The sequence below is a fragment of the Klebsiella sp. CN_Kp088 genome (genome assembly GCF_040064335.1).
Lineage (GTDB): Bacteria > Pseudomonadota > Gammaproteobacteria > Enterobacterales > Enterobacteriaceae > Klebsiella > Klebsiella aerogenes.
In genome coordinates, this window is sequence record NZ_JBEAIQ010000015.1 from 268,226 (window position 1) to 286,459 (window position 18,234).

General features: G+C 55.4%; 17 protein-coding genes. 9 read left to right on the top strand and 8 right to left on the bottom strand.

Annotation, left to right across the window (positions count from 1 at the left end; genetic code table 11):
• Positions 1-28 precede the first annotated feature (28 nt).
• The 5 genes from pckA to ABLV08_RS06430 form a co-directional block, all read right to left on the bottom strand.
• Positions 29-1,648: a phosphoenolpyruvate carboxykinase (ATP) gene (gene pckA, locus ABLV08_RS06410; protein WP_348855670.1), complete on the bottom strand. Its 1,620-nt coding sequence runs from the start codon at positions 1,646-1,648 to the stop codon at positions 29-31.
• A 357-nt stretch (positions 1,649-2,005) separates the two neighbouring features.
• A complete protein-coding gene (gene hslO, locus ABLV08_RS06415; protein WP_015703666.1) occupies positions 2,006-2,884 on the bottom strand; it encodes an Hsp33 family molecular chaperone HslO in 879 nt (292 codons plus the stop codon).
• Between the two features lie 26 nt (positions 2,885-2,910).
• Positions 2,911-3,312, bottom strand: coding sequence for a ribosome-associated heat shock protein Hsp15 (gene hslR / locus ABLV08_RS06420; protein WP_015369376.1), 402 nt, complete (start codon positions 3,310-3,312; stop codon positions 2,911-2,913).
• Positions 3,309-3,992 (bottom strand): GMP/IMP nucleotidase, encoded by a 684-nt coding sequence (gene yrfG / locus ABLV08_RS06425; RefSeq protein WP_015703664.1) that lies wholly within the window; start codon positions 3,990-3,992, stop codon positions 3,309-3,311. Before yrfG ends, hslR begins: the two co-directional genes overlap by 4 nt.
• Positions 3,993-4,052: 60 nt before the next feature.
• The gene (locus ABLV08_RS06430) at positions 4,053-6,182 is read right to left on the bottom strand and encodes an intracellular growth attenuator family protein (RefSeq protein ID WP_015703663.1); all 2,130 of its coding nucleotides are present in this window, start codon (positions 6,180-6,182) and stop codon (positions 4,053-4,055) included.
• A gap of 285 nt (positions 6,183-6,467) precedes the next feature.
• Here ABLV08_RS06430 and nudE point away from each other — a divergent pair, with 285 nt between their 5' ends.
• Positions 6,468-7,028: an ADP compounds hydrolase NudE gene (gene nudE, locus ABLV08_RS06435; protein ID WP_015703662.1), complete on the top strand. Its 561-nt coding sequence runs from the start codon at positions 6,468-6,470 to the stop codon at positions 7,026-7,028.
• Between the two features lie 111 nt (positions 7,029-7,139).
• On the opposite strand, the gene ABLV08_RS06440 is transcribed toward nudE, so the two are convergent.
• The 3 genes from ABLV08_RS06440 to mrcA form a co-directional block, all read right to left on the bottom strand.
• On the bottom strand, positions 7,140-7,538 hold the full coding sequence (locus tag ABLV08_RS06440; protein WP_015703661.1) for a hypothetical protein: 399 nt from the start codon (positions 7,536-7,538) through the stop codon (positions 7,140-7,142).
• Between the two features lie 4 nt (positions 7,539-7,542).
• Entirely contained in the window at positions 7,543-8,547 is a 1,005-nt protein-coding gene (locus tag ABLV08_RS06445) for a hypothetical protein (protein ID WP_348855671.1), read from the bottom strand.
• A gap of 237 nt (positions 8,548-8,784) precedes the next feature.
• Positions 8,785-11,343, bottom strand: coding sequence for a peptidoglycan glycosyltransferase/peptidoglycan DD-transpeptidase MrcA (mrcA, locus tag ABLV08_RS06450; RefSeq protein WP_348855672.1), 2,559 nt, complete (start codon positions 11,341-11,343; stop codon positions 8,785-8,787).
• A 214-nt stretch (positions 11,344-11,557) separates the two neighbouring features.
• Here mrcA and pilM point away from each other — a divergent pair, with 214 nt between their 5' ends.
• From pilM to damX, 8 genes are all read left to right on the top strand, one after another.
• Positions 11,558-12,343, top strand: coding sequence for a pilus assembly protein PilM (gene pilM, locus ABLV08_RS06455; protein ID WP_015703658.1), 786 nt, complete (start codon positions 11,558-11,560; stop codon positions 12,341-12,343).
• Between the two features lie 2 nt (positions 12,344-12,345).
• Positions 12,346-12,885, top strand: a complete 540-nt coding sequence (locus ABLV08_RS06460; protein ID WP_348855673.1) for a PilN domain-containing protein — start codon at positions 12,346-12,348, stop codon at positions 12,883-12,885.
• Positions 12,869-13,306, top strand: coding sequence for a hypothetical protein (locus ABLV08_RS06465; protein WP_348855674.1), 438 nt, complete (start codon positions 12,869-12,871; stop codon positions 13,304-13,306). Before ABLV08_RS06460 ends, ABLV08_RS06465 begins: the two co-directional genes overlap by 17 nt.
• Positions 13,296-13,703 (top strand): HofP DNA utilization family protein, encoded by a 408-nt coding sequence (locus ABLV08_RS06470; RefSeq protein ID WP_072001163.1) that lies wholly within the window; start codon positions 13,296-13,298, stop codon positions 13,701-13,703. The genes ABLV08_RS06465 and ABLV08_RS06470 overlap by 11 nt, the downstream gene beginning before the upstream one ends.
• A complete protein-coding gene (hofQ, locus tag ABLV08_RS06475) occupies positions 13,609-14,853 on the top strand; it encodes a DNA uptake porin HofQ (RefSeq protein WP_047054560.1) in 1,245 nt (414 codons plus the stop codon). The genes ABLV08_RS06470 and hofQ overlap by 95 nt, the downstream gene beginning before the upstream one ends.
• A 269-nt stretch (positions 14,854-15,122) precedes the next feature.
• On the top strand, positions 15,123-15,644 hold the full coding sequence (gene aroK / locus ABLV08_RS06480) for a shikimate kinase AroK (RefSeq protein WP_348855675.1): 522 nt from the start codon (positions 15,123-15,125) through the stop codon (positions 15,642-15,644).
• Positions 15,645-15,697: 53 nt separating this feature from the next.
• The gene (aroB, locus tag ABLV08_RS06485; protein ID WP_015369386.1) at positions 15,698-16,792 is read left to right on the top strand and encodes a 3-dehydroquinate synthase; all 1,095 of its coding nucleotides are present in this window, start codon (positions 15,698-15,700) and stop codon (positions 16,790-16,792) included.
• Between the two features lie 84 nt (positions 16,793-16,876).
• Positions 16,877-18,169, top strand: a complete 1,293-nt coding sequence (gene damX / locus ABLV08_RS06490) for a cell division protein DamX (RefSeq protein WP_032713181.1) — start codon at positions 16,877-16,879, stop codon at positions 18,167-18,169.
• Positions 18,170-18,234 lie beyond the last annotated feature (65 nt).

Below are 18,234 nucleotides of genomic sequence, written 5' to 3' on the forward strand. Positions count from 1 at the left end.
GCCCGGCTTTGTTGTCTCTGTGACCTGATTAACGCTTCGGACCGGCCGCAACCAGCGCAGCGCCGGCCGGGGTATCGGTATATTTCTCGAAGTTCTCAATAAACAGTTTCGCCAGCTGATCGGCTTTCTCCTGCCACTGCTCCGGAGAACCGTAGGTATTACGCGGGTCGAGGATTTGGGTATCGACGCCCGGCAGCTCGGTTGGGATCTGCAGGTTGAACATCGGCAGAGTGAAGGTTTCGGCGTTATCCAGCGAACCGTCGAGGATAGCGTCGATAATCGCGCGGGTATCTTTAATTGAGATACGTTTGCCGGTACCGTTCCAGCCGGTGTTGACCAGGTAAGCCTGGGCGCCGGAAGCCTGCATGCGTTTCACCAGCACTTCAGCGTACTGCGTCGGGTGCAGCGACAGGAACGCGGCGCCGAAGCAGGCGGAGAAGGTTGGGGTCGGCTCGGTGACGCCGCGCTCGGTACCGGCCAGCTTGGCGGTAAAGCCAGACAGGAAGTGGTACTGAGTCTGGTCAGCGGTCAGGCGTGAAACCGGCGGCAATACGCCAAAGGCGTCGGCGGTCAGGAAGATAACCTTGGTGGCGTGACCGGCTTTCGACACTGGCTTAACGATATTTTCGATATGGTCGATCGGGTAGGAGACGCGGGTGTTCTCGGTCTTCGAACCGTCATCAAAATCGATGGTGCCGTCAGCCCGTACCACGACGTTTTCCAGCAGCGCATCGCGGCGGATCGCGTGATAGATATCCGGCTCGTTGGCTTCCGACAGCTTAATGGTCTTCGCGTAGCAGCCGCCTTCGAAGTTAAATACGCCGTCATCATCCCATCCGTGCTCGTCATCGCCAATCAGGCGGCGTTTCGGGTCGGTGGAGAGGGTGGTTTTACCGGTGCCGGAGAGGCCGAAGAACACGGCGACATCGCCTTTTTCGCCGACGTTAGCGGAGCAGTGCATCGAAGCGATGCCCTGTAGCGGCAGCAGGTAGTTCATGATCGAGAACATCCCTTTCTTCATTTCGCCGCCGTACCAGGTGCCGCCGATGAGCTGGATGCGCTCGGTCAGGTTGAAAGCCACGAAGTTTTCGGAGTTCAGACCCTGCTCTTTCCACTGCGGGTTGGTGCACTTCGCGCCGTTCATGACGATAAAGTCCGGCTCGAAGGCTGCCAGTTCTTCTTCGCTCGGGCGAATGAACATGTTCTTAACAAAGTGTGCCTGCCAGGCGACTTCAGTAATGAAGCGCACGCTGAGGCGGGTGTCGGCGTTGGCGCCGCAGAAGGCGTCGACGATAAACAGGCGTTTGCCCGACAGCTGGTGAGTCACCAGGCCTTTCAGGTGCTGCCAGGTTTCCTGGGAGAGCGGCTTGTTGTCGTTCTTGCCATTGCCTTTATCAGACCACCACACGGTATCGCGAGTGGTATCGTCACGGACGATATATTTATCTTTCGGCGAACGGCCGGTGAAAATGCCGGTATCGACGGCGATGGCACCAAGATTGGTTAATACGCCACGCTCATAACCTTCCAGTTTCGGGTCGAGCTCTTCCTGATACAGCGTATCGAAGCTCGGGTTGTGGACAATTTCCTGGACGTCATTGATACCGTAAGCCTTGAGATCCTGCGGGGTTAAACTATTAACGCGCATGTCACTGCTCCTTAGCCAATATGTACTGCTTTAAATTGTAGGGTTTCTTTCAGGGAATAGACCGCGACCAGGCTCATAGATTTACGTATCTCGACAAACGCCTTTCTTACGAAAAACACAGTGACTCCTGTCACGAAGTGCGCGTGATTATCTCAGGAAAACGGCCGCAGGTGGCGATAGATGTTTCCGAATGGTTAAAAAGTAATTAAAAAAACTGCTGAAATGTGAATGTAATCGCTTTCTTGAAAGAAAGTTACGTAACTCTTTCAGTGAAAATCGATTCAACACGCGGTCGAAATAGTTGACGCCAGGCGCGGCGGGCCAGAAAAACCCGGCAACGCCCGGCGAGAGGGGCAATTAGTGTACCTGCGGATCCGCCGGCGAGGCGTTATTGCGGATCTCGGCGATATCCATCGCGTTGAACAGATAATGATTACCGCAGTAGTCGCAATGCATATCAATTTCGCCTTCGTCGGCGAGGATGCTGTCGACTTCTTCATCCGGCAGCGTCTTCAGCGCATCGGCGCAGCGCTGGCGAGAACAGGTGCATTTGAACTCGACGTCTTGCGGGTCGTATACCGTCACCTCTTCCTCATGGTACAGGCGCCATAATACATCGGTCGCCGGCAGGGTGAACAGCTCTTCCGCCTTGATGGTCTCGGTCAGGGTCGCCAGATGCTCGAAGTCGTTAAGCTGCGCGTCCTGAGCCGGCATCACCTGCAACAGCATGCCGCCAGCCACCGCTTTACCGTCGTGCTCGCCGGTACGAATGAACAGTCGGGTCGGCAGCTGTTCGGAACGCTGGAAGTAATCTTCCAGGCATGCCGCCAGGGTATCGCCTTCCAGGCCAACAACGCCCTGATAGCGCTCGCCTTCCTGTGGAGAGATGGTAATGACCAGGTAGCCGTTGCCGACCAGCGTTTTCAGGTCCGCGCCTTCCGGGATTTCGCCCTGAACGCGAGCGACGCCGCGCAGCTGCTGCTGGTTATTGCCGTTGATCACCGCCAGCGAGAGCGGGCCGTCGCCCTGCAGCTGAACGGTAATATCGCCGGCGAACTTCAGCGTGGCGGTCAGCAGGCTGGTGGCGACCAGCAGCTCCGACAGAACGGTTTTCACCGGCTGCGGGTAGCTATGGTTGGCCAGGATCTGTTCCAACGTGTCCGATACGGTGACCAGTTCACCGCGCACGGCATAGTTTTCAAACAGATAACGATGTAATTGATCGTGTTGAGTCATAATCATCTCTCTTGCTGGCGGCAGCGCTATTCGCTGTCGCCGTGTTTAAATCTCATCAGGTCGCGGCGCTCTTTTTTGTCCGGACGTCTGTCTGGGTGCGGCATCGTTAGCGCATTCAGCTTACGCGCCAGCGCCACTTTTTCGCGTTTCTCAATACTCTCCGCCGTCTCTTCGTACAGCATAACGGCTTCGCTGGCTGGCCTGCGTTGTTCGGTAACGCTTTTGACGATAACGGTACGCTCGTCGTTGCCCTGACGCAGGGTCAGGGTGGCATTCAGCTCGACGATTTTGCTCGGCTTACTACGTTGTCCGTTGTAGTGCACTTTGCCGCCTTCAACCATCTCGCGCGCGATGGCGCGGGTTTTATAAAAGCGGGCTGCCCAAAGCCATTTGTCCAGCCTGACGCTTTCTGCGGGCTTATCTTTCATGGCCTCTCCTCCGGAGTCAGGGAAGGGATCAGCCGCCGGTAATCGTTCACGCCGGGATGGCGGGTATACTGTTTTTCCGCCAGGCCTGAATCCGGATTGGTGACGCCCAGGCAATAACGAATACCGAACTGCGCCGCCGCGTCCAGGATAGCCTCGCTGTCATCGACAAACAGCGTTTTGCGCGCATCAAGGCCGGTTTCTTCCGCCACCGCGCGCCACAGGCGCTGATCCTCTTTCGGATAACCAAATGTGTGGGTGGAAAGTAATAAATCAAGGTGCGCGTCCAGACCGGTGTGCTTGAGCTTCACCGCCAGATTATGCGGGTGCGCATTGGTCAACAGGATGCGGCGCTTGCCGCTGGCCCGCAGCGCATCAAGGAATGGCACGGTATCTTCCCGCAGTTTTGCCCGCGGCCCCTGCTCGCTGGTCATCGCACAAATATCCAAACCCAGTCGCTCGCTCCAGTAATCAAGACAGTACCAGTTTAGCGTATGCTGCACGGCGTGATACTCCTGATGCATTGCCGCTTTGGCTTCCTGCAGGTTGAGTCCGCGCGCGGCGCCCCAGGTTTCCGGGACAAGTTTTTGCCAGAAGTAGTTGTCGAAGGCGAGGTCGAGCAGCGTGCCATCCATATCCAGCAGAACGGTATCAACCTCCTGCCACGCGATATTGATTTGCATGGTGAGTCTCCAGCGAGGGGGGAAATGCGCGACAGGGTATCACACCCTGCCGCGCAGGAATTAATCTTGATGATCCGGGGAAGGGATGAGAACCGGATTCAGGCAGCTTTCATAATATTTTTGAATTTCTTCCATGCGCTGACGCTGGCGCTGATAGCGGCGGATCGCCTGCACGCCGTGCCACGACATACAGCCAAGCATCGCCAGCAGCAGCAGAGTGGTGCCAAGATAGCGCCACAGCCCGCTGCGATCGGGAATGCGGTGCAGGTTGATATGCTGGGTGCCATTGGCGTCGGTATAAAGATTGGTGACAATCCCCTCCGCATGGAATGGTGTATGCATCAGCATACCCGCCAGACGCTGCAGCTCGCCCCACTGCTCGTGGGCGGGATAATCGTACAGGCTGATAGCCGGCCACGGCTGATTGACCAGTTCGCTGCCTTCATCGCTGGCGATCAGGAATCCGCCAGGGGCCGGGCTATTTAGCGCCTGCGCCGCGCGGGAGGTTTCACGCATCACAAACGGCGCGGTTGAGGTGGTCACCAGATTCTCCAGCGATTCGGCGCTCACCGGCCGCAGCAACACGTTTACCCCATCGAGCTTACCGGCAGTGGCGCGTTTGGTTAGCGCTTCCCAGTTGCGGGTATTGCCAAGGTTGACCAGCGCGTTCTTCAGACGCACGCAATCATCTTTCGCCGAACAGAGCTCGTTGGTTTTCAGCACGATATCGCCGAAGTCATCCAGCAGTACCATTCCTGATTTTTGAATTGCCGAACGTAATGCCGGGCTAACGTGTGAATCGTCGTCCGGGTCAGGATGCAACTGGCGCTGTACCGCCTGGACCAGCGCCGTGGCTTTACCGACGATATCGGACTCCGGCAGCGGCAGGGGAGGCGCGTCGTTCCAGATGATCTGCGAACAATCGAACGGCGTAAACGGTGAGGCTTCTTTCGCGCTCCAGGCGCCCGGCGTACGGATGTTGCACATTCCGGTACCTTTTAACTGCAGCGTGTCGCCGATGCGGACTTTCGCCTTCTCAAGCTGGCCGACGGTGGTGGCTTCGATGGTCTGCGCCCCCTTAAGCCAGGAGAGCGTGAATTTAAAGGGCATATTCAGCGGGACGCTAATCCACAGCATGATGACGACCAGCAGCGCGCCGGCGGCGATAATCGCGCTGCGTAGCCAGTACTGCAGCGGGAAGTTTTTCACTTCATCGTGCAGCGACAGGAAGCGCCCCTGGCGAACCACATGGCGGTTAAGATAAATATCAATATCGGTTTGCTGCCCCAGGTCCTGGGCGATCCACGGTTGCCAGTGGCGCGGATAGATAAGGTCGATAATCCCCAGCGAAATATTATTGACGTGTTCCTGATCGTTCTCGCCAAACAGTCCCCAGCGTTTCGGCATTCCGCGCAGGCAGTGGATCTCGCGTAGCGAACCGGCCAGCGGCGGCGCATAGATGCCCCATAAGCCCGCTGCCAACAACAGTACGCCGCCGCCGAGCAGCCACGGCGCAAAGACGTCAGGGGAGATCAGGCAGCAATAGAACAGCAGGAAGGCTGCGACGATCATAATCCCTTCGCGCAGGCTGTCAGGACGGCTGAGAGCATGCTCTTCCTGAGTTTCCTGGCGGATGTTCAGCAGCTCGACCTGCTCGCTCTCCTCACCGCGAATCGACGCCTGGGTAGCCGATGCGCGTTCAAGCGCGTAGCTGCGGGCTTCCTGCGGATAGTCGCGCAAGGTGTGGTCATTGAGAACAATCACCAGCGGCAGGCTGTCGGTTGGGATCAGCGAGACGCTGTTCTCGTCGTTGATATGCTGTTCCCAGAACGGCGGCAGGTGAACCTCCACCGAGTCGAGGAAGTATCGCCATTTGTTGGGCTCATCAGACGAAATGCCATAGCGGGTGACGGCGCGGGTGACGGTATAAACGGTGTCGCTCTGCTCATTCAGTTTCAGGGCGACAGGCGCGACGCTGGCGCCGGTCGCCGGTACCTGTTGCGACTGGCTGAGGCCATCGAGATACTTTTCGACCGCCTGGCGTTCATCATCAGAAAGCTTGCGGGTCGTCGCGTCGCTAAAGGCTTGCAGTAAGGGGAGGCGACGACGTCTGGCATGAGATCGATACCACCACCCGATAAGCAAGACACAGAGTAGCAGAGCTGTGAAAAAGGTCAGAAAGGTGCCCATGCCCATCCCATCGTCATAGTAATTTTAATTGTTTATCGGCACATGTTGTCTAATGCAGGAAATTTTATTGTGCAATGCAGCAGCATGTAAGCTTATCAAAAACGGGAAAACTCAGGAATCGGTAAATTCTCAAAACAAATTCAACCTATTGACTTTTTTATCTTTATGAATCTTTGCATTGCAAGCAAAACGTTGCAACTATGTAAATTAGTGGCAATTTGGATTGCCGAAACCGTGCTGCGTATCGCACAATGACTTCTGTAATCACAGCATAGACCGATGACAATGAGCAAATCATTACAAAAACCCACCATTCTCAACGTTGAAACGGTAGCGCGTTCGCGTCTTTTTAATGTTGAAAGCGTGGACCTGGAGTTCAGCAACGGCGTGCGTCGCGTTTATGAACGCATGCGGCCCACCGCGCGTGAAGCCGTAATGATTGTGCCGATTGTTGACGACCACATTATTTTAATCCGCGAATATGCGGTCGGTACCGAATCCTACGAATTGGGTTTCTCCAAAGGGCTTATCGACCCCGGCGAGACGGCCATGGAAGCCGCCAACCGCGAGCTGAAAGAAGAGGTGGGTTTCGGCGCCCGTCAATTGACCTTCCTGAAGAAGCTCAGCATGGCGCCATCTTATTTCTCCAGCAAAATGAACATTATGGTGGCGGAAGATCTCTATCCGGAATCGCTGCCGGGCGATGAGCCGGAACCGCTGCCGCAGGTGCGCTGGCCGCTGTCGCAGCTGATGTCGCTACTGGAAGAAGAAGACTTCAATGAAGCGCGTAACGTCAGCGCGCTGTTTCTGGTGCGTGAATGGCTACAGGCGCAGGGGCGTTTGTAAGCGGCTAACATTGTTGTCGCCATCGTCAAAGCCATTTTCGCTGAAAGTGGCTTTGACTTAAACCTGCTGGAAACATTGCTGGCGCTTTACTGATGGTGAAGAAAACGAAAGTTATGCCAAACTTAGTACGTGAATAATTGAAGCGGTAATACAAGGAATAAGAACTAACATTACAGATGTCTTCCAGAAAAAACAGAATTTCTTCATCCATTCTATTGATAATGTTGGTTTTTGTAAGAAGAATGAATATGCGTTGCTTTCTTTTGTGATGAAAAGGATTTTTTTATTTTCTTTTAATCCCAGAAAGAAACGTGATACAGGATAAGCTCCAAAAAAACCAGTCATCGATTGGATGTTGTATAGCATTGGAAATTCAAGCTTGCTTGCTAAATAACTTTCTAAGATGGCACTATATTCTTTTCTGTGAGAAATGAATATGAAATACGAGACGATCATTAACAGGATGCCTATCACACAACAAATCAATAACGCATAGCTCAGGTATTGCATATTACTAGTATCCTGTTAATTCCAATATTTTTTTTGACGAGTACTCGCCGAACTTACCACCTATATATCCTCCGGCAAGACCCCCGATAATCGCGCATGGCAATGCCCCTGTTCCAGCTGTTGCTAGCCCTACGCCCACGCAAAGGGCTACTGCGCCGGTGGAGCCATAAGCACCTCCGGCTAAACCTAACGTCGTACTTGCACCAAATTTAAAATATTCTTTAAATGCTGTATTACCACATTCACTTTCTCTTCCAGTAGTACAAGATTTTATAACGTTATTTGTTGCCCCAGCAAACGAAAATGCAATGCCAATATATCCGCCATACTTTAAAAAACGGGCCGCTCTGGCAGCATTACCGGTATAGGTGGAATATCCAGGGATAGCACCTACTCCAACCGTTGACCATTCATGGACAATTGAACGACTGGATAGGTTTAATGCTCTTCGCATATCCTCATATGGTCGGAATTTGATTGAGTGTTTTGCTAAATATTTAATAATAGGTTTATTAACTAATATTTTAAGTTCAGCCAGTAGTTGATTTCTCTCAACAAAGAACTGTTGTCCTATAAGCGTACCTTGTGTCCGAAACTGATTTTGATAGCTGGCCTCTATTTTTTTTAGCGTGGTTTCTATAGTTTTGAAGTATTTTTCTCCAGCATCTCCGACAGCACCAAAAATTTTATCTCCTGCAGTCGTTATTCCGGCAATCATTCCATAGTTTCTTTGAAGAAAACTGGCCTCATCGGTACTGACTCCTACCAGATTGTTATTTACCTGTTGTTTTGCCTGATGGAGCAAACGGAGTGTCTGTTCTGTCATCGTGCTATTTGGGTCGGCGACAATGAGTATTTGCCCAGGTTTGACCCAAGGCGTACCTGCATTTAGCTGTTCAAAGTAACGCGCGGCACTGCTATTGCGGTTTCGGAATAACAACCCAGCCTGAAGAGATATAGAGCCCGGCTGTTCGACGATACAGTAACCAGGAGCTAGTTTTCTTGACATAAAAAATCCTTGTCTTAGTTGTTTCCATGGAAAGGGACATCGGAAGTTTTTTAGAACAGTAAGCCTTTTTTTGTCTGAGATAGCAATGATAGAAGGTCATCATCAACCTGAGCCTGCTGGAATTCTTTGCTCATAAAAAACTGCACCTTACTTCGTTGGGTGTCCAACTTTTTGGGTGCAGTTCATTTCGGTGGTTTTTTTGCTGCTCTCAGGCCACCTTTTAGAAGGTGGCTTGCATTAGAACAACTCGTGGGTTTCGCCACCGCTATCGGTAATGGTGGTGCCAACTTCGCGCACCGCCTGATGGGTAGGCTGCGTGCCCTCGATGAAGTACTCGGCGCGGCTGTTGCCGCCGTTAGCCAGTTGACCTGTGCTGCGGTCGATATTCACCGTCACAATACCCGGCGGCGGCGTTAACGGCTCTTCTGGCACGCCTTCTAGTACCCGTTTCATAAAATCATCCCAGGCCGGTTGGGCGCTTTTAGCGCCGCCTTCATAACCCGAAATCTGATCTTTAATCGCGCCGGAAGCGGTGGTACGGCCCAAATCGCGGCGGTGGTCATCGAAGCCAATCCACACCGACGTCACGACGCCAGGACCGTAGCCGGAGAACCACGCGTCTTTTGAGCTGTTGGTGGTACCGGTTTTGCCGCCGATATCATGACGCTGCAGGTCGCGCCCCGCACGCCAGCCGGTGCCCATCCAGCCCGGTTCGCCGAAAATATTGGTATTCAGCGCGCTCTTAATCAGGAAGGCCAACGGCGTGTTGATGACATGCGGGGCATACTCCGGCGCGCCGCTTTGCGCGACCAGCGACTGATTAGCCTGCTCAAGCTGCGGCTGCGGCGGAACGTCGCCGTTTTGCGGCTCCTGAGAGGTGGCGACCTCTTCAACATCCTGGTTTTCCAGCACATTGGATTTCGGCGTATCGCCGTAGATCACTGGCGAATTACACTGCGGACAGGCGATCTTAGGCCGCTCTTCAAACAGCACGCCGCCCTGATCGTTCTCAATCTTGCTAATAAAGTACGGATTAATCAGGAAGCCGCCGTTGGCCATTACCGAATAGCCGCGGGCGACCTGTAGCGGGGTAAAGGAAGCAGAACCCAGCGCCAGTGATTCGGTATGGACGATGTTCTGCGCCGGGAAGCCGAAACGCTGCAGATACTCTGCCGCATAATCGACGCCCATTGCGCGCATCGCGCGCACCATCACCACGTTCTTCGACTGGCCTAATCCCTGACGCAGACGAATAGGGCCGGCGTACTGCGGCGGCGAGTTTTTCGGCCGCCAGTCGGAGCCCGCGCCGGCATCCCAGCGGGAGATCGGCACATCGTTAAGCATACTGGCGAGGGTTAAGCCTTTGTCCATCGCCGCGGTATAAAGGAACGGCTTGATATTGGAGCCAACCTGACGCAGCGCCTGGGTAGCGCGGTTGAACTTACTCTGATTGAAGTCAAAGCCGCCGACCAGAGCGATAATCGCGCCATTTTGCGGGTTGATAGATACCAGCGCGGAGTTTACTTCCGGCACCTGCGACAGCCACCATTTGTCGCCCTCTTTGCGCACCCAAATTTGCTGCCCGGTCTGAATGACGTCGGTCACTTTGCGCGGCGTCGAGCCTTGTTGCGTATCGGAAACGTAGCGACGCGCCCAGCGGACGCCATCCATCATTAACGCCACCGACGTGCCGTTGCCCAGCAACGCGACCGCTTCCTGCGGGTTCGCGGAGGTGACTACCGCCGGGGCCAGCGGGCCGACGCCCGGCAGTTTTTTCAGCGTATCGAGGATTTTTTTGTTATCCCACGGGGTCTCGCCAACTTTCCACAGCACATTGGCCGGGCCACGATAGCCGTGTCGCATGTCGTAATCGAGCACGTTTTTACGCACCGACTGCTGGGCGGCCTGCTGGTTTTTACGCGTGATGGTGGTGTAGACGCGATAGCCGTCTTCGTAGGCCTGCTCGCCGTAGCGGTTGACCATCTCCTGACGCACCATTTCGCTCAGATACGGGGCGGAGAAGGCGATTTCCGGCGTATGGTAGCTGGCGTCAATCGCTTCGCTGCGCGCCTGATCGTACTGTGCCTGAGTGATATAGCCTTCGCTTAACATTCGCGACAGCACCACGTTGCGACGCGCGGTCGCGCGGTCCAGCGAATAGAGCGGGTTAAAGGTGGAAGGCGCTTTCGGCAGACCGGCGATAACCGCCATTTCGCTCAGCGTCAGCTGATCGACTGATTTACCGAAGTAAACCTGCGCGGCGGCGCCGACGCCATAGGCACGGTAGCCGAGGTAAATTTTGTTGAGGTAAAGATCGAGAATTTCGTCTTTATTCAGCAGCTGTTCGATGCGGATTGCGAGGAAAACTTCTTTGATCTTACGCGTTATCGTTTTTTCCGGACTGAGGAAAAAGTTACGTGCGAGCTGCTGAGTGATGGTACTGGCGCCCTGCGAGGCATGGCCTGAGAACATCGCCACGCTGGCGGCGCGGAAAATCCCCACCGGATCGACGCCATGATGCTCATAGAAGCGGCTATCTTCAGTCGCGATAAACGCTTTTATCAGCTCCGGCGGCATCTGCTGCAGAGTGACGGGGATGCGGCGCTTTTCGCCATATTGCGCAATAAGCTCGCCGTCTGCGCTATAAACCTGCATCGGGATCTGCAAGCGCACATCCTTTAAGGTCGCGACATCGGGGAGTTGCGGCTCTATAAATTTGTAGAGGCCATAAATCGAGCCTGCTCCCAGCAGAACGCAACAAACTGCAAGGATAAAAAGATACTTTACGAACTTCACCGGAGAATTCCCATTTAGTTTTATTTGGGCAGTTTATAAACAAACGCGCGGTAGTATAAAGGCAAGCCAGGAGCATTGATATACCCCCACGGGGCGGCTTGCTGGCGCTATGCTTTCCGGACGGCGTGTCGATCGACGCTAAAAGCCTCCATTTCGCCACATGGTATATCCAGGCTGCTCCTTGAATCGCAATCGCGGATAAGGAGATCTAAGCATGACTTTCAGAAATTGGCGTATAGGAATTCATATTCAACAGGATAGCGTCGCCATCGTGGCGCTGTTGTACGAACGCGGGCGCTGGGCTTTGCGTCGCTGGTGGCGAATTCCGCTGCCGCCCGGCCTGGTGGTGCAGGGCAGCATCGTTGACATCAATGAGGTGGTGAAGCGGTTACGTGCATGGCGCCGCGAGCTGCCGTTACAGCATCAGGTGTGCATTGCGCTTCCTGCCAGCCGTACGCTGCAAAAGCAGTTGCCCGCGCCACAGGTGTCGCTGCGGGAAAGCGAAAGAGCGACATGGATAGCGGGCACGATGGCGCGTCAGCTGGAAATGCCTGCCTCTTCGCTGTGTATCGATTACGCCGCCCGCGCGGCAAACGATGGCTGGCAGGCGACGGCGGCTCAGCGTTTGGATATCGACGCCCTGCGTCAGCTGGCGCGGAGGCTTAAGCTGCGCCTGGCGGCTATCGTACCGGATGCGGCTGCTCTCACTTCTTTTTTTCCCTGGCTTACTGACGCGACTCAGGGCCTGGTCTGGCAGGGGGACGCGCAGTGGTTATGGGCGACCCAGGAGCGCTGGGGCTATTGTCCTTGCGCTGAAGCCCCCTCTTTCTCGCACTTAACCTCGCGCCTCAATGATGAACAGTTCCAGCTCTGTAGCAGCCTGCCGTTGGCGGAAAATAGCTTCGATTGCTGGAGCGTGATCCACCGCCTGCAGCCGCCGCTTCCCGCCTGCGGCGATCGCTTTGCTATCGCGCTTGGTTTGGCGCTGGGAGGTAAATAACTATGGCGCAGCAGATTAATCTTCTGCCGTGGCGCGAGACGCGACGGCGGCAATGCTTGCGCCTGGGCGGGCTGCTGGCGGCGGCGATGGCGCTAAGCATCGCCACCCTGACGATAGCGACGCGCACGTTACGTCAGATGGATGTGACGCAGCAGGTAATGCGCACCCAGGCCGACAATCTGCTTTATTCCGTGCTGTTGCAACGCGAGCGGGAGATGCGTGAGGAAATACAGCGCGGTGAGCGGCAGGCACGGCGAGCGCAGCGGAGGGCGGCGACGCATGCCTGGCAGCCGCGACTGTTATCGCTGGCTGCACTATTGCCGGAGCCGCTGTGGCTGACCAGGCTGGACTACCAGCCGCAGGGAATCACCCTCAACGGCCTGGCGCTGAACCTCAAGGCGGTGGCGGCGCTGGAAAAAGCGCTCAGCAAGCTGGAGGATTTTCAACCGGTTACGCCAGGGGCGACGCAGCGTGATGCACAGGGGCGCTGGTCATTCAGCTTTTTCCTTGCAGGAGAAACCACCGATGCGGGTAGCGATTGAATGCCTGCTGGCGCTGCGTGGGTGGTCGTTGATGTTACTCTGCGGCGCAGTGTTGGCTGCGGCAATGTGTCTGGCGTTTTCGCTTGCTGCTGTCAGCGTTTCACCGCCCGCGAATGTGCCGCTACAGGCGCAATGGCGGCGAATATTGCCGCTGCGCGCCACGCTGCAGCAACGCGTAGTCCATAGTTGGACGGCCCGGCATTTTTCGCCGCTGGAGCCGCCTGTCGCTGGCGTCGCCTTACAGGCCTGGCAACCGAGGGGGCGCAGTGGCGAAATGCTTGCTGTGGTTGACTGGCAGGCGGTGCCGCCGCTGTTTGCCTGGCTTGCCGATTGCGGGGTACACCCTGGCGCTTTTTCATTGAATGCCGAAAAAGGAGCGTTGCAGTTGTCGCTGCAGCTGGAGAGGGACGATGAAACATAAAGGATACATGCTGTTGTTGGTTTGTCCTCTGCTGACAGGGGCGCGGGATCCTTTTTTACCCGTCGAGGATCGCTGCCAGATCACGCCACTGACACAGTGGCGCTACGGCGGCGGAACTGGCCACCCGGCGCTGTGGCTGGCTCTTATTCAGGATCACACCGGTCAGTGGCGGCGTGTACGACGCAACGACGTTTTACCTGGCGGTTGGCGAATTCGACAGCTAACGGCAGAAACATTAACTCTGGAGGCCAGCGCCGGGTGTGAACCCGCAAGCTGGGTCTGGCCACGTAAGGGAAGCCAACATGATGCGAAGGATAAGCCCGTTGCTACTTCTGCTGTTGCCGTTGCTGGCCGCGGCGACGAAAAAAGAACCGCCGGTGTCGCTGGTGGTCGATGATGTACCGGTGGTCCAGGTACTGCAAAGCCTGGCGGAAATGCAAAATCTTAATGTAATCGTGGCGCCGGAGGTCAGTGGTACATTGTCGCTCCACTTAAACAGCGTTCCCTGGCGACAGGCGCTCCAGTCGGTTGTCGATAGCGCCGGGCTGACAATGGCCCGGCAGGGCACGGTGTTGTACATCCATACACAGGCGTGGCAGCAAGCAAAACGGGCGCAGCAGGAAGCCGAGCAGGCCAGACGCTGGCAGAATCTGCCATTACGTAACCACAGTATCCCGCTGCGCTATGCCGACGCAGACGAACTGGCGAAATCCGGGGGCAAGCTGTTGAGCGCCCGCGGCACGATGACTGTCGATCGGCGTACTAATCGTCTGCTAATCCGCGACGACGATCGTCATTTGCCGGCGCTGAAGGCGTGGGCTGAAGAGATGGATCTGCCGGTCGGGCAGGTGGAACTGGCGGCGCACATTGTGTCAATGAGCGCGACCAGCCTGCGTGAGCTTGGCGTGAAGTGGAGCCTGGCGGAGGCCAGCAGTACGCCGGGGATGGGGAAAATGACCAACCTGAGTAGCAACCTGGCGGTGTCAGATGCAACCACCCGCGGCGGCTTTAATATCGGCCGGATCAACGGGCGATTACTGGAGCTGGAGCTTTCCGCGCTGGAGCAAAAGCAGCAGGTGGACATCATCGCCAGTCCACGCTTGCTGGCGTCGCATATGCAACCCGCTAGTATCAAACAGGGCAGCGAAATCCCCTATCAGGTCTCCAGCGGAGAAAGCGGCGCCACCTCGGTCGAGTTTAAAGAGGCGGTCCTGGGGATGGAAGTGACGCCGACGGTGCTACAGCAGGATCGCGTGCGCCTGAAGCTGCGCATTAGCGAAAATACGCCAGGCCAGGTACTGCAGCAGGAGAATGGCGAAGCGTTGGCAATTGATAAGCAAGAAATTGAAACCTTAGTCGAGGTGAAAAGCGGCGAGACCCTGGCGCTGGGCGGTATTTTTTCGCAAAAGAATAAGTCGGCGCGCGACAGCGTGCCGTTGCTTGGCGAAATCCCCTTGCTCGGGCAGCTGTTTCGCCATGATGGTAAAGATAATGAACGACGTGAACTGGTTGTCTTCATCACGCCGCGTATTCTGGCAGTACATTAAGCGGGTTTTTCATGCTAAACACGTTTCAGGTGTTTGACGCGGGGACGGATTTAGCATACAAGGGGTACCGATTTGAGAGTCGGGTACGACATCAATCCTCCCTTTATGTCCGGCGATTTTATTCTGTTGCCAAACCAGCCGGAGTATTGAGATAATTTTTAGTCTGACTCTCGCTCTATTGCATATGAGGTTTCAGTTCATGTCCTGCTGCGCTGGGTGTCTGCGAAGCGGGTTTATCATTAACGAATAGTCTTAGTAGTACCGAAAAAATGGCAGAGAAACGCAATATCTTTCTGGTTGGGCCTATGGGTGCCGGCAAAAGCACTATTGGGCGCCAGTTAGCCCAACAGCTCAACATGGAATTTTACGATTCTGATCAAGAGATTGAGAAACGCACTGGCGCAGACGTCGGCTGGGTCTTCGATGTCGAAGGCGAAGAAGGCTTCCGCGATCGTGAAGAAAAAATCATCAATGAGTTGACGGAAAAACAGGGAATCGTACTCGCCACTGGCGGCGGCTCAGTAAAATCCCGTGAAACGCGTAACCGTCTCTCCGCCCGCGGCGTGGTGGTCTACCTGGAAACAACGATCGAAAAACAACTTGCTCGTACGCAGCGCGATAAAAAGCGTCCTTTATTACAAGTAGATGCGCCGCCACGTGAAGTTCTTGAAGCGTTGGCAGATGAACGTAATCCACTGTATGAAGAGATCGCCGATGTCACTATCCGCACCGACGAGCAAAGCGCGAAAGTCGTTGCAAACCAGATTATTCATATGCTGGAAAGCAACTAATTCTGGCTTAATAAAGTGCGTCAGAGTAAAGCAACTGAGGTGGACGTCGCGTTATGGAGAAGCTGACTGTAACTCTCGGGGAACGTAGTTACCCGATTACCATCGCGGCTGGTTTGTTTAACGATCCAGCTTCTTTTCTGCCACTGAAATCAGGCGACCAGGTTATGCTGGTCACCAATGAAACGCTGGCGCCGCTTTATCTTGATACCGTTCGCTCCGTACTGGAGCAAGCGGGTGTCAACGTTGACAGCGTGATCCTGCCGGATGGCGAGCAGTATAAAAGCCTGGCGGTGATGGATACGGTATTTACCGCGCTGTTGCAAAAACCACATGGCCGCGACACCACACTCGTGGCGCTCGGCGGCGGCGTGGTTGGCGATTTAACCGGTTTTGCCGCGGCGAGCTATCAGCGCGGCGTACGTTTTATTCAAGTTCCCACCACGCTGCTTTCGCAGGTGGACTCTTCGGTTGGCGGCAAAACGGCCGTAAACCATCCCCTCGGTAAAAATATGATTGGCGCCTTCTGGCAGCCGGTTTCCGTGGTCGTCGACCTTAATTGTCTCAAAACCTTGCCGAAGCGTGAGCTCTCCTCCGGCCTGGCTGAGGTTATTAAGTACGGCATTATCCTCGACGGCGAGTTCTTCTGCTGGCTTGAAGACAACATCGATGCGCTGATGGCGCTGGATGAATCAGCGATGGCGTACTGTATTCGCCGTTGTTGTGAGCTAAAAGCCGAAGTTGTCGCTGCTGACGAGCGCGAAACCGGGTTACGTGCTTTACTGAATCTGGGACATACATTTGGCCATGCTATCGAAGCTGAAATGGGCTACGGTAACTGGCTACATGGCGAAGCTGTGGCGGCAGGAATGGTCATGGCGGCGCATACGTCCGAGCGTTTAGGGCAGTTTAGCGCGCAGGATACGCAGCGTATGATTGCGCTGTTGCAACGTGCAGGGTTGCCGGTACGCGGGCCGCAGGAAATGTCTGCAGAAGCGTATTTGCCTCACATGATGCGTGATAAAAAGGTACTGGCAGGCGAAATGCGCCTGGTATTACCGCTCGCTATAGGAAAGAGCGAGGTCCGCGGCGGAGTGTCGCACGATGTAGTTCTTGGCGCGATTGCTGATACTCAGCAGGCGCAACAATAAGAAGGTCTAGCCGCGTCCGCGCGGCGTTATCATTTCGGGCAACATGCAATAATCGTGAGCATAAGCCTTTTAGTGGGGTGTTAAATGGATGATTTCAAACCAGAAGACGATATGAAAGCCGATCGCAACGATCGTCGTGCTGGTCGTTCCCGTCAGTCTTCCGAGCGTGACGCCGATCCGCAGATCAATTTCGACGATCTCGATCTTGAGGCCGATGAAGGCCGTCCGACGCGCGCGAACAAAGCCCGTCGTGAACGCGATGAAGAAGAGTACGAAGAGGACCTCGAGTCCGAAGAAGAAGTAGAAGAAGAGCAGCAGGTTGAACGCCGCCCGCGTAAACGCAAAAAGGCCCCTGCTAAACCGGCTTCCCGCCAGTATGTCATGATGGGCGTCGGGGTGCTGGTACTCCTGCTGCTGATTGTCGGCGTGGGTTCGGCGCTGAAATCGCCATCTTCTTCCAATGAATCCGCTTCTGGTGAAAAGAGCGTTAATCTGTCAGGCGATCAAAGCATGACCGCTGACCAGAACAACAATGCCGCGCAGCCGGTCGATCAAACTGCGGGCAACACCAACCAACAACAGTCGCAGGACGTTTCTCTGCCGCCGATCGCCTCTAATCCGACTCAGGGTCAACCCGCCTCCGAGCCGCAGGGCCAGCAGCGTGTGGAAGTTCAGGGCGACCTGAACAATGCGCTGACTCAACAGCAGGGTCAACTGGATAGCGCTGTTGCTAACTCCACCTTACCGACCGAACCTGCGACCGTTGCGCCGATGCGTAATGGCGCCGCGCCGCGTCAAACGACCGAACGCCAGACGGCCGCCGCGCCGCGTCCTGCCGAGCGTAAACAGGTGGTGATTGAACCGAAACCGCAAAGCAAGCCGCAGGCGACCGCCAAAGCGCCGGTTGAAACTAAGCCTAAGCGCGTAGAGAGCGCGCCGGCGGCTACCGCCAGCAAGCCTGTCGCCACTGCGCAGACTAAACCGGCTGCGACAACCGCGCCAACGGCTACCGCGACTGCGCCTGCCGCAACGACCTCCACCCCGGCGGCCACCGCGCCTGCGGCGACCGCAGCGGCTGGCAGCAAAACGGCTGGCGATGTTGGTTCGATGAAGTCTGCGCCGTCTGGCAACTATACGTTGCAGCTCAGCAGCTCCTCTAACTACAACAACCTGAATAACTGGGCGAAGAAAGAGAAGCTGGAAAAATATGTTGTCTATGAGACGACTCGCAACGGTCAACCGTGGTATGTGCTGGTTAGCGGCATCTACGCTTCAAAAGATGAAGCGAAACGTGCTGTCGCCACGCTCCCTGCGGATGTTCAGGCGAAAAATCCATGGGCAAAACCGCTGCACCAGGTACAAGCTGACCTGAAGTAATGCCGCGAGTAGTCTTAAGCGCAGGATGCTGTCGGAGCGATTTCTCCACAGCCGGAGAAAGTGTA